The sequence below is a fragment of the Flavobacterium sp. SM15 genome, assembly GCF_022012335.1.
Taxonomy (GTDB): domain Bacteria; phylum Bacteroidota; class Bacteroidia; order Flavobacteriales; family Flavobacteriaceae; genus Flavobacterium.
In genome coordinates this window covers 445,917-458,271 of record NZ_JAKLTO010000001.1, presented here as the reverse complement: position 1 = coordinate 458,271, position 12,355 = coordinate 445,917, and the positions used below count along the sequence as shown (strand labels likewise).

The window sequence follows — 12,355 nt, the reverse complement described above, 5'->3', positions numbered from 1 at the left end:
GCTTGCTTTATATACAAACAACTAAAACTAACACAATAACGTTATGATTAACAAAAAAGTGGCCAATGTTCAGGAAGCGTTGCACGATATCAAAGACGGGCAAACCATCATGTTGGGTGGTTTCGGACTGTGCGGAATTCCCGAAAACAGTATCGCCGAATTGGTAAAAAAAGACATAAAAGAATTGACCTGTATTTCCAATAATGCAGGGGTGGATGATTTCGGATTGGGCTTGTTGCTTCAGAAACATCAGATTAAAAAAATGATTTCTTCGTACGTTGGGGAAAATGCGGAGTTTGAGCGTCAGATGCTTTCCGGAGAATTGGATGTGGAATTGACTCCTCAAGGCACTTTGGCAGAAAAATGCCGCGCAGCTCAAGCAGGAATTCCAGCCTTCTTTACACCGGCAGGTTTCGGAACCGAAGTAGCCGAAGGAAAAGAAACCCGTGAATTCAACGGAAAAATGCATGTAATGGAATTGGCGTACAATGCGGATTTCTCCATTGTGAAGGCATGGAAAGGTGATGAAGCCGGAAACCTGATTTTCAAAGGAACTGCACGTAACTTTAACGGTTGTATGGCCGGAGCGGCAAAAATTACCATCGCTGAGGTGGAAGAATTGGTGCCTGCTGGAACTTTAGACCCGAACCAGATTCACATCCCGGGAATTATGGTGCAGCGCATCTTCCAAGGAGCGAAATTTGAGAAGCGAATCGAACAACGTACCACCCGAAAAAGAGAAGAATAATCATGGCTTTAGATAAAAATCAGATTGCAAAACGCATAGCAAAAGAAGTAAAAGACCGCTACTTTGTAAACTTAGGAATTGGAATTCCTACGTTGGTGGCAAATTATGTGCGTCACGATATTTCCGTAGAATTTCAGAGTGAAAACGGGGTTTTGGGTATGGGACCTTTCCCGTTTGAAGGGGAAGAAGATGCCGATATCATCAACGCCGGTAAGCAAACCATCACTACCTTACCGGGCGCAAGTTTCTTTGATTCGGCGTTCAGTTTCGGTATGATCCGCGCGCAAAAAGTGGATTTAACTATTTTAGGGGCGATGGAAGTTTCTGAAAACGGAGACATTGCCAACTGGAAAATTCCGGGGAAAATGGTAAAAGGAATGGGAGGTGCTATGGATTTGGTAGCTTCCGCAGAGAATATCATCGTGGCCATGATGCACGTGAACAAAGCGGGGGAATCTAAAATCCTTAAACGATGTACTTTGCCCTTAACGGGTGTTGGCTGTGTGAAGAAAGTAGTAACCGAATTAGCTGTTTTAGAAGTAACTCCGAAAGGATTCAAACTTTTGGAACGCGCACCAGGAGTAACTGTTGAAGATATTATCAAAGCTACCGAAGCCGAATTGATCATTGAAGGCGATATTCCGGAAATGGCTATCGATTAATCAGAATCAAAATAGTTAAAAAGCGTCTTTAGTAAAAAACACTAAAGATGCTTTTTGTTTTTAACTTTGCATCAAAATACAGAACAATGAGTTATCCGAAAGTAATATTAAAGCCGGGAAAAGAAAAATCAGTACAACGCCGTCACCCATGGGTGTTTAGTGGAGCGGTGTATGGTGTGAGTCAGGAGTTGAACGATGGAGAAATGGTCGATGTGGTAGATTCCAATAATAAGCACTTGGCAACTGGTTATTTCAGTGACCGCGGAAGTATCGTGGTGCGCATCTTAACTTTCGAAAAGGAACAATTCGATACCAATTTCTGGGCCGATAAATTAAAATCCGCATGGGAATTGCGTTTGAAATTATTAAAGTTAGAAGAAACCAATGCGTTCCGTCTAATTCATGGAGAAGGGGATGGAATTCCGGGCTTGATTATCGATTATTACGATAAAAACTGGGTATTGCAGGCACATTCTTCCGGAATTTATGCTCAAATGGAACAAATTACGGAAGCCATTAGAAATAATTTTGCCGATTATTGCGAAACGATATATTGCAAAAGTTCCGGAACGCTTCCCAACACAGGAAAAGATTTTTTTTTACATGGAAATAAGCCTGAAACCGTAGCCAAAGAAAACAATATTTTGTTTGCAGTTAATTGGGTGGAAGGACAGAAAACGGGTTTCTTTTTAGACCAGAGAGACAACCGTAAATTATTGGCACAGTATGCTCATGGTAAGCGTGTTCTGAATACGTTCTGTTATACCGGTGGATTTTCCATTTATGCGATGAGTGCAGGAGCGCAACTGGTTACTTCGGTAGATATTTCCGAAAAAGCGGTGGCTCTAGCCGAACGAAACATGGAGCTGAATTACGACGATTGCAACCACGAGGCTGTAGCTTCCGACGTTTTCGATTTCTTAAAAGAACACAACCAACAATACGATTTGATCGTACTGGATCCGCCGGCTTTTGCCAAAAGTATCAAAAGCAAACACACGGCAACCCAAGCTTATAAACGCTTAAATATCGCCGGATTAAAAGCCTTAGCTCCAAAAGGAATTCTATTCACATTTTCCTGTTCACAGGTAATTGACGATGTGTTGTTTTACAATACCATAGCTGCTGCAGCCATCGAAACCGGAAGAAACATCCGTGTGTTGCATAAATTATCCCAAGGCCCGGACCATCCTACCAACATTTACCATCCGGAAGGGCATTACCTGAAAGGATTAGTTTTATATGTAGAATAAAAAAAAGACCGTCAATTAAGACGGTCTTTTTTTTATAGCAATTTGTTCGGATTATAAATTTTCAAAAAAGTCATTTCCTTTGTCATCGGTAATAATAAATGCAGGGAAATCTTTAATGGTAATTTTACGAACCGCTTCCATACCTAATTCTTCGAAATCAACCACTTCCACAGAAAGGATGTTTTCTTTAGCTAAAATTGCGGCTGGCCCACCAATGGAACCTAAATAGAAACCACCATACGTTTTACACGCATTCATTACGTCTTTGCTACGGTTTCCTTTGGCTAACATGATCATGCTACCACCGTGTTTTTGGAATTCATCTACATAAACGTCCATACGTCCTGCTGTAGTTGGTCCGAAACTTCCCGAAGGCATTCCTTCTGGAGTTTTTGCTGGTCCGGCGTAATACACCGGGTGGTTTTTAAAGTAGTCCGGCATTGGTTTTCCGGCATCTAATAATTCTTTGATTTTTGCATGGGCGATGTCACGGGCCACAATCAAGGTTCCGTTTAGTTTTAAACGTGTTTTGATTGGGTATTTTGAAAGCTCGGCTAAAACTTCAGCCATTGGGCGGTTCAAGTCGATTTCCACCGGTGCTTCCAAATGCGGAGCGGTTTCCGGCAAGAACTGTTTCGGATTCACTTCCAACTGCTCTACGAAAATTCCGTCTTTGGTGATTTTTCCTTTGATGTTTCTATCGGCCGAACAGGAAACGCCCATTCCCACCGGGCAAGAAGCAGCGTGACGTGGTAAACGAATCACACGAACATCATGCGTTAAATATTTTCCACCGAACTGCGCTCCGATGTGGCTTTCCTGGCAAATTTGCTGAACGCGTTTTTCCCATTCCAAATCACGGAAGGCCTGACCCGCCATGTTTCCGGAAGTTGGTAAATTGTCGAAATAACCGGCTGAGGCTTTTTTAACGGCTGCTAAATTCGCTTCCGCAGAAGTACCGCCAATCACAATGGCTAAGTGGTACGGAGGACAAGCTGAGGTGCCCAAATCCATGATGCGCTCGCGAACGAATTCATCCAGCGATTTCTCGTTTAATAAGGATTTGGTTTTCTGGTATAAGAAGGTTTTGTTGGCAGAACCTCCACCTTTGGCTAAAAACAGAAATTCATACGAAGCGCCTTTTTTAGCATAAATATCGATTTGTGCCGGAAGATTCGAACCCGAGTTTTTCTCCTCGAACATCGAAATCGGTACAATCTGAGAATAACGCAAATTTCTTTTTTGGTAGGTGTTGAAGATTCCTTTTGAGAGCCATTCACCGTCATCAGCTCCGGTGTACACGTTCTCGCCTTTTTTTCCCATCACGATTGCCGTTCCGGTATCCTGACAAGAAGGTAATTGCCCGTCAACAGCTACTACGGCGTTTTGCAATAAGTTGTAGGCTACGAAGCGGTCGTTGTCGGTCGCTTCCGGATCTTCGATGATGTTTCTCAATTTTTGTAAATGCGAAGAACGAAGCATAAACGACACATCGCTCATGGCTTCTTCGGCTAACAATTCCAATCCTTTTGGGTCAACCGTTAGAATTTCACGGTCGCCTAATTGCTCTACTTTTACGTAGTCGGAAGTGATTTTTCGGTACTGCGTATCGTCTTTTAAAATCGGATACGGGTCTTGGTATAGAAAGTCCATAGTTTAGTAATTTTTCGGAGCGTAAATATAAGGAATATTGTCCTTTTTTAGGAACAGTTTTTCTTTAGACTCTTCTTAAGATTTGTGAAAATCGTTGAAGGATAACTTTTTACTTCGGTAGGCTTTACCTTGGGGAGTTAAGAGTTTTTTTGCCCATCGGTTGTCTTTTAATTCGAAATGGGTGGAGTCGAAACATTCACTGATTCCCATTTCTTCCTCGTTATCATCCGGCAGATAGGATTCCATTCTGAAATAAAAATCCTGAGGAGTTCCGGAAACTATCTTACCCCAAGTTCCCCAACCGCTGTCGGACATGGAAAGCCACTGATGAACTAAATCAATCTTTTTCCCTTGGGTGTGAAAGAGAAAATTGTTTTGATTGTAGCCACAGGCAGGATAGCCTACGCGAATGCTTTTCAAGGGTGATGCAATGGAGTCCAGTTCCAGAGAACCCGACCAATCCGAACCTTGATCAAAACCTTTTATTTGTATTTTGTAAGAGCCAAGGGGTTTTTTATCTTTGATGAAGTCCAGTTTAAAATTAGCGGTACAAATACTGTCTTTGTCGAACTTTTGATCCAGAAAGCGGACCAGTACATATTCTTTGAGTCTTTGAGGTTCTTCGTAAAAAAAGAAAATCGTATCGGTTTTAGAAATGACGGTTTCTTCCGGTAAGGTTTTAGGTGTTTCGGTATCAATATGCTGACTGATGCTTTGTTTTTTATCCTTACATCCAAGCAGCAGCAGAAGTCCAAGCAGTAAACCGAATGGTCTCATAATTAATAGTTATTCGATTAAAAAAACCAGCTTGCCACGAAAATCGCCGTAATCACACAAATCAAATCCACTAAAAGCATTGCTCCTAAAGTATATCTAGTGTTTTTGATATTTACCGACCCAAAATAAACCGCAATCACATAAAAAGTGGTTTCGGCACTGCATTGGAAAATACAGCTTAAGCGTCCGGTGAAGGAGTCCGGCCCGAAATTACGCATGGCATCAATCATAAATCCTCGGGAACCTCCCGAACTGAAAGGGCGTAACATCGCCACCGGTAAGGAATCGGTAATCTCTTTGCTTACTCCAATGTTGGAAAAAACAAACGAAATCCCGTTACTAATAATTTCAAACAAGCCACTGTTGCGGAAGAACGAAATGGCCACTAGCATTCCCATTACATAAGGGAAGATTTTAACTCCGGTTTGCAGTCCGTTTTTGGCGCCTTCAACAAAAGCATCAAAAATTGTAGTGTTTTTCTCGGCGAATTTTTTTTCATGAATGAAGGAAAACACTAGGGTAAAACCGATGATAGCGATCAGCATCAACCCGGAAAGATTCCCGGTGAAATAGTTTTTACCGATCAAATCCAATCCGCTGATGTAGAACAACAAACCGGCTATTGCAGCAATGATGGTCATTAATGCCAAAACCAGCGAAGCGCTTTTAAAATTAATTTTCTGTTTGATTCCGATTAGAAGAAATGCGGCAATAGTCCCCACAAACGAGGTGATAATACAAGGCAGCATCACATCGGCTGGGTTGGAAGCGTTTTCAGCAGCACGATAACCAATAATCGAGGTTGGTATTAATGTTAAGCCGGCTGCATGCAAACACATGAACATGATTTGGGCATCGCTGGCTTTGTCTTTTTCGGGATTGAGTTCCTGTAAACTTTCCATGGCTTTTAAACCGAATGGGGTTGCCGCGGAATCCAATCCGAGAAAGTTTGCGGCAAAATTAAGGGTCATATACGAAATCGATTCGTGGTTTTTGGGAACCGAAGGAAAGACTTTTACAAAAACAGGACTTAGTTTTTTGGCCAGCTTTTCGGCGGCACCGGAATCAATCAGCAATTGCATCAGTCCGCAGAAAAAAGCCAGATAGGCAATTAACGGCAGGATCAAATCCAATAAGCTGTTTTTACAGGTAGGCAATAAACCGTCCGATTTTTGAACGCCGCTATAGATTTTTACGGTTTGGTTTTTATAAACGTAGGTTGTATCCGGATTGGAAGTAACCGTATTAATTATGATCGTGTTTTCAGGTGCTTTTTCGATGCTGTCTTTGACAAATACTGGTATTTCGTTTAGGTACTTTTCCGAAATAAGCATTGGTTCGTCTTTTTTTCCATTGAGGATATAATCGATGGAATAGCTGTTCCCGGAAAACAAACTGATGATTACAAATGCAATGGAAGAAATGAAAATTGCGAGCCAAAATCTGCTTAATACCATAAAACTATATTTTTCGTAAATGTAACATTTATAGGTTTTGTTGCGAAATATTTTCACCGATTTCAATTTTTTGGCTCATCTGCCACGATCATTGGTGAACGATTGTGAAAACAATAAATTAACAATTGTGTGAAATTATGTGTCTAAGTTGCTGTTTTATAACAGAATAAAAAATAAAAATGTATATTTGACAACATAACTAACTAGAACTACCAAAAAATGAAAAAAAATTATTTGTTGAGTTTTGTGTTTCTGGTTTCTTCCGCTTCTGCTTTTGCACAAACAAAAGAGGATGTAAGTAAGATAACTGAAAATTACGACTTAAAAAAAATCAACTCCTTAAGGGAATTTCATCAGAAAAAAGACGCTGATGAAAAGCGCAAAGCCGAGCAGGCAGCCATACAGAACAACTGGCCAATCAAAATTATAGAAAAGGATGGTTCGTATAAAGAATTGATGAGGTTGACTCCGGATGGTTTTCCATTGTATTTTTCAACAGACAATGCGGCTGCTGCAAAATCAACTAGAGCTAATCATCTGCATACTGGAGGGTCTTTAGGTTTGAACCTTAATGGGGAGAATATGGTAGCCCGCGTATGGGATGGAGGTATAGTAAGACGTACCCATAACTCCTTTTCCAACCGAGTTACCACGGTAGACGATCCTTCTGGAACCACCTATAATTTTCATGCAACACACGTAACAGGAACTATTATGGCTTCTGATCTTTCGGCGGCAACAAAAGGAATGGCGTGGAAAGCATCGGCAAGAACTTTTGAATGGACCAATGATATTTCAGAAGTGTTAACGGAGATTCAAGGAGGGATGTTGATTTCCAATCATTCATATGGCGTTCCGATCATCAGTAATGGAAATCCGATTCCGGCCTGGTATATTGGAGCCTACACTCAAGATGCTAGAAATTGGGACGAAGTAGCATATCTGGCTCCCTATTACTTAATGGTTGCTTCGGCAGGTAATAACGGACTTGATGAAAACAATGAACCTTTAGCTGGAGGGTATGATAAACTTACAGGAAATAAAGTTTGTAAAAATAATTTAGTGGTAGCCAACGCTCAAGATGCTTCTGTGGATACAGCTGGAAATCTAACTGCACCATTGCAGATAAACACGAGCAGTAGTCAAGGTCCAACGGATGATTTGCGAATCAAACCTGATATTACCGGGAACGGAACGGGTGTTACATCAACAGGAAGTGCCTCTAATACAGCTACTCAAACACTCTCAGGAACTTCTATGGCGAGTCCTAACGTAGCAGGAACTATATTGTTATTGCAGCAACATTATAAAAACCTAACCAATGGTTTTATGAAAGCGGCTACTTTAAAAGCTTTAGTGTGTCAAACAGCAGATGATGCCGGAAACACAGGGCCGGACGCAGTTTTCGGTTGGGGATTGTTGAACGCTAAAAGAGCGGCACAAGCCATAACCGATAACGGATTAAACAGTTGGGTTTCCGAGCAAACCCTTAGTCAAGGAGAAACCTTTACCACCACCGTTAGATCTAATGGATCATCACCTCTTATCGTTGGAATTGCATGGACAGACTTGCCAGGGGTTGCCAATAATGGAACGCTACCAACAAACGATCCGACTCCTGCACTGGTAAATGATTTGGATATACGAGTTACAAGAAACGGAACGACTTATTATCCATGGAGATTGGTGGACCCAACTTCGGATGCTTTACGTGATGGAGACAATAGTGTTGATAACGTTGAACAAGTTGAAATTGATGCGCCTACAGCAGGAGATTATACGGTAACGATTAGCCACAAAGGGAATTTGTCGGGTAGAAATGCTATGACAAATGGGAAACAGGAATTTTCCTTTGTTGTAAGTGGAGCAAATTCAGTGTTTGCATTAGTGCCAACCTCTACAGATGCTTTGCTGTGTGCCAACCAAAATGCGGTTTATACTTTTAATTACAAACAAACTGGTGGGGGTACTACAACGTTTTCTGCGGTAGGATTACCCGCAGGTGCAGTTGCAAACTTTACACCAAGTTCTTTAAGTGCCAATGGTACGGTAACGGCTACGATTAGCAACCTTTCAAGTGTAGTTCCGGGAGAGTACAATATTGGAATTGTTGGAAACAACGGTACAGAAACCGAAACTCGTTACAGAGTTTTGAAAATTTTTAACTCGACGTTCCAACCGACGGTTTTAACTTCTCCTGCAATTGAAAGTAATGGTGTTTCTACATCATTAATTCTTACTTGGAATGCTGATGCCAACGCAGAAAGTTATAATCTTCAAGTAGCTACCGATCCAAACTTTACGTTGATGGTTGCTAATGAAACGGTTACAATTAATAAATTTTTATTAACAGGATTAAACGAAGATACAGTTTACTTTTGGAGAGTAGTGCCTTCGAATCGATGTGGTGCGGCTTCTGCTTCTAATGCAACGGTGTTTAACTTTAAAACCGGTCTTTTAGTTTGCGGAAACATTTTTGATGCTACGGATTATTCGAATGCTTATATTGCTGACACCGCTAATGCCACAGCAACTGTTCCGGTAGATATAACAGGTGGATTAACCATCGGAGAAATGAAAATTAATTTGAATATTTCTCACATATATGTGCAGGATATGACTATTTGGTTAGAAGGGCCGGCGGCTCTTGGAAGCCCAACGGTAACCTTAATCCAGGAAGCTTGTGGAGGCGGAGACAATATTATTTGTACCGTTGAGGATTCAGGTGGTGCACCAACCTGTTCAGGAAATCCTAACATTTCCGGCTCTATTGCACCATTACAACCCTTGAGTAATTTAAACGGTTTGGTTGCAGATGGAACCTGGGTACTTCACGTAGATGATCCTTATGCTACTGATGGTGGTTCAATAAATAGTGTTAGTATTGAAATCTGTAACCTTACACCATCGATGGGTGTTGTAGATAACGAAATAAAAGGCGCTAAGGTGTATCCGAATCCAACAAAAGGGATTTTAAACATCAGCCTGCCTCAGGAACTTTCCGGAGATACGCAATTGAAACTGATGGATGTTCAAGGAAGAAATATCCTTTCTAAAACAATCTCTACATCTTTCGAGGTGTTGAATATTGAAAACCTACAAGGTGGGGTTTACATGCTTTCTATTGAGAACAATGGGAAGAAAACCACTAAGAAAATTGTTTTAAACCGATAATTTAAAATGATACAAATAAAAAGGGCTTCATAACTGAAGCCCTTTTTTTATGGTTACACATGAATGATTTCTTCTTCAATGAGCAAATCCTCGCGGCGCATTTTCAAAAAGATTTGCGCCACGGCTATTACATCTTTTTCACAGTAAGTAATTATGCGGTCGATGTCTTTGTCGATGTAATACACTTTTCCAACTTCGCTGCCGTCGATATCGTCTTTAGGTGAAGGAATACCCAAAACATTGGTCAGTAGTTTTAAAGAAGTAAAGGTTTTATAATCCCCGAACTTCCAGAGTTCCATAGTGTCCAGATGAGGTACTTCCCAAGGTTTTTTCCCAAACAAATTTAGTTTCTGGGGGATTTGAATCCCATGAATAAGCATTCTTCTGGCGATGAACGGAAAATCGAATTCTTTGGCATTGTGCCCGCACAACAGATGTTGGGGCTGTGAAAAATGATTGTTCAGTAAATTAGAAAAGTCTTTCAGAATTTTAGATTCTTCCCCAAAGAAAGAAGTCACCCGAAAATGACGGATATCGCTTTTCAAGGTAAAATACCCAACCGAAATGCAGATGATTTTTCCAAATTCCGCCCAAATTCCGGCTCTTTCGTAAAATTCTTCCGGAGTGAAATCTTCTTTGCGCTGGTATTGGGTTTTTGTCGCGAAAAGTTCCTGTTTTACCGGATCCAGTTCGGTGAAATTTTCTATTTCAGGTACGGTTTCAATGTCCAGAAACAGAATGTTGTCTAAGGCAATTTTCTCAATCATGATGTTTGGTGTATAAAAATGCTATTTGGTTTATAGATGAAAAGTAGTACAAATTAAGATTATTTTTTTCGCTTTTCCAACATTTTGTAAGCTTCGTTAAAGTATACGTATAAATCGTTACTATGAGGATCTTCCTCGGTTTGCACCCCTTTGATATGACCCAAACGAACGATAATCACATTGTCTTGTGGTACTACAATCACAAACTGACCTAAATGGCCTCGCATGTAAAACAATTGTTTCCCATTGATTTTATGCAACCAGAAGCCATAACCATACTGTGGGCTGTCTGCAAATCTTGGTTTAATGGATTTCGCTACAAAAGTGCTGTCTAAAAGTTGTTTGCCGTTCCATTTTCCAAAATCGCGGTAGAGTTTCCCAAAGCGGGCAAAGTCTCGTGCGTTACTGGCAATACAGCAATACGCTTTTTCAATTCCATCGCCGTTGTGGTCCAATTGCCAGAGTGCGTCGTTTTCTGCGCCCATCGGTTGCCAGAAATTCTTGGAAACATAATCCGATAAATATTCGCCAGTCGCCTTCTCGAGGCACATCGCCAATAATTGCGTGGCACCGCTTAAATATTTAAAAGACTGTCCGGGCTTTTCCTTAACATCCAATCCTAAAATCACTTTCTTTAAATCGTTGTCAAAATAGGCGCGGGTGACTATGGAAAATGGGCTGTAATACTTTTCATCCCAACTCAATCCGGAAGCCATTGAAGATAAATCTCCTACTGTTACTTCCTTGGCAAATTTACCTTTGAGTTCCGGAAAAAAATCAGTTACTTTTTGGTCTAAACTTTTTATTTTACCATCCATAATTGCTTTGCCTAGTGCTGCCGAAACCACACTTTTGGCCATAGAAAACGAATTCGATTTGGATTTTTTTCCATACCCGTCAAAATAACTCTCGTGCCAGATGCTGTCGTTTTTAATGATGAGGTAAGCGACGGTTCCCAATTCTTTATGGGTTTTATTTAATTCTTCAGTTGCAGGTACAGAATTATAATCTTTGGCAATAGCCCACGGCTGACCTGTTCCTTTTTTGATTTCACGGTTCGGAAAATGGGTGTAATCATCCAAAAATGCCGTGGTATACCCTCTGAAATAAATGGTTCTTACGGCGCGAAGTAAGTAATCTACATCGAAAATGTACATCAAAATAATGATGGATGCCAAAATGATGCAAAACCATTTCAGGAAGCTTTTCAGGAATTTCATAATGTAAGGTTTAACCGATTTCCACGAATTTACACAAATTCGGATTATCTTTTTTATTTTTTGGAGCGAATGATTCAGGAATTTTTGTAAACCATATTCCCGCTATCCGCACTACAAGGTAGTTGCTGCTATCGGGGCTGGTGGGAAGCCATGGCATTAAAATAAACTTTGTTGCTTTTGCGGGTTTTCATGATCAAGTAACCATTTCTTACGCCACAAACCACCGGCATAACCTGTCAGTGAACCATCGGAACCAATCACCCTGTGACAAGGCACCACAATCCACAGAGGGTTTTTGCCATTTGCCGAAGCAACGGCACGAATCGCTTTCACATCGCCCAACTTCTTGGACAAATTCATATAGGAAGTGGTTTTTCCGTACGGGATTTCCAAAAGGGCTTTCCATACTTTTTGCTGAAACTCGGTACCTTTGGGATTGATCGGAAAATTAAACGTGGTGCGTTTCCCTTCGAAGTATTCCTGCAATTGCTTTACGGCATCCTTCAACTCCACAGGTATGGTTTTCGAAATTTCGCCTTCCTGAAGAATCGAAATCACCGAAACGCCCAGTTCATCGCCTTTTATTTTAGCGGTACCTAATGGAGTATTGATAAAAACCGTTTGCATCTGCTAAAGATAGCAAA

General features: G+C 40.9%; 10 protein-coding genes. 4 read left to right on the top strand and 6 right to left on the bottom strand.

What is annotated here, in order from left to right:
* Positions 1–43 precede the first annotated feature (43 nt).
* The 3 genes from LZZ90_RS02180 to LZZ90_RS02170 all read left to right on the top strand — a co-directional run bounded on the left by LZZ90_RS02180 (position 44) and on the right by LZZ90_RS02170 (position 2,663).
* Positions 44–748, top strand: a complete 705-nt coding sequence (locus LZZ90_RS02180; RefSeq protein ID WP_237789039.1) for a CoA transferase subunit A — start codon at positions 44–46, stop codon at positions 746–748.
* Positions 749–750: 2 nt separating this feature from the next.
* Positions 751–1,410 (top strand): 3-oxoacid CoA-transferase subunit B, encoded by a 660-nt coding sequence (locus LZZ90_RS02175; protein WP_237789038.1) that lies wholly within the window; start codon positions 751–753, stop codon positions 1,408–1,410.
* A gap of 86 nt (positions 1,411–1,496) precedes the next feature.
* Positions 1,497–2,663, top strand: coding sequence for a class I SAM-dependent rRNA methyltransferase (locus LZZ90_RS02170; protein ID WP_237789037.1), 1,167 nt, complete (start codon positions 1,497–1,499; stop codon positions 2,661–2,663).
* 51 nt (positions 2,664–2,714) lie between these two features.
* Here LZZ90_RS02170 and LZZ90_RS02165 read toward each other — a convergent pair whose 3' ends face one another.
* From LZZ90_RS02165 to LZZ90_RS02155, 3 genes are all read right to left on the bottom strand, one after another.
* Positions 2,715–4,316 carry a fumarate hydratase gene (locus LZZ90_RS02165; RefSeq protein ID WP_237789036.1) on the bottom strand — a complete coding sequence of 534 codons (1,602 nt, stop codon included), beginning with the start codon at positions 4,314–4,316 and terminating at the stop codon, positions 2,715–2,717.
* 75 nt (positions 4,317–4,391) lie between these two features.
* Positions 4,392–5,093 carry a hypothetical protein gene (locus LZZ90_RS02160; protein ID WP_237789035.1) on the bottom strand — a complete coding sequence of 234 codons (702 nt, stop codon included), beginning with the start codon at positions 5,091–5,093 and terminating at the stop codon, positions 4,392–4,394.
* Between the two features lie 17 nt (positions 5,094–5,110).
* Entirely contained in the window at positions 5,111–6,550 is a 1,440-nt protein-coding gene (locus LZZ90_RS02155; protein WP_237789034.1) for a nucleoside recognition domain-containing protein, read from the bottom strand.
* Positions 6,551–6,769: 219 nt separating this feature from the next.
* Here LZZ90_RS02155 and LZZ90_RS02150 point away from each other — a divergent pair, with 219 nt between their 5' ends.
* Entirely contained in the window at positions 6,770–9,724 is a 2,955-nt protein-coding gene (locus LZZ90_RS02150; protein ID WP_237789033.1) for a S8 family serine peptidase, read from the top strand.
* 53 nt (positions 9,725–9,777) lie between these two features.
* Here LZZ90_RS02150 and LZZ90_RS02145 read toward each other — a convergent pair whose 3' ends face one another.
* The 3 genes from LZZ90_RS02145 to LZZ90_RS02135 all read right to left on the bottom strand — a co-directional run bounded on the left by LZZ90_RS02145 (position 9,778) and on the right by LZZ90_RS02135 (position 12,338).
* Positions 9,778–10,491, bottom strand: coding sequence for a 3'-5' exonuclease (locus LZZ90_RS02145; RefSeq protein WP_237789032.1), 714 nt, complete (start codon positions 10,489–10,491; stop codon positions 9,778–9,780).
* Positions 10,492–10,550: 59 nt separating this feature from the next.
* Positions 10,551–11,711 (bottom strand): serine hydrolase, encoded by a 1,161-nt coding sequence (locus LZZ90_RS02140; RefSeq protein ID WP_237789031.1) that lies wholly within the window; start codon positions 11,709–11,711, stop codon positions 10,551–10,553.
* A 156-nt stretch (positions 11,712–11,867) separates the two neighbouring features.
* Positions 11,868–12,338, bottom strand: coding sequence for a methylated-DNA--[protein]-cysteine S-methyltransferase (locus LZZ90_RS02135; protein WP_237789030.1), 471 nt, complete (start codon positions 12,336–12,338; stop codon positions 11,868–11,870).
* Positions 12,339–12,355 lie beyond the last annotated feature (17 nt).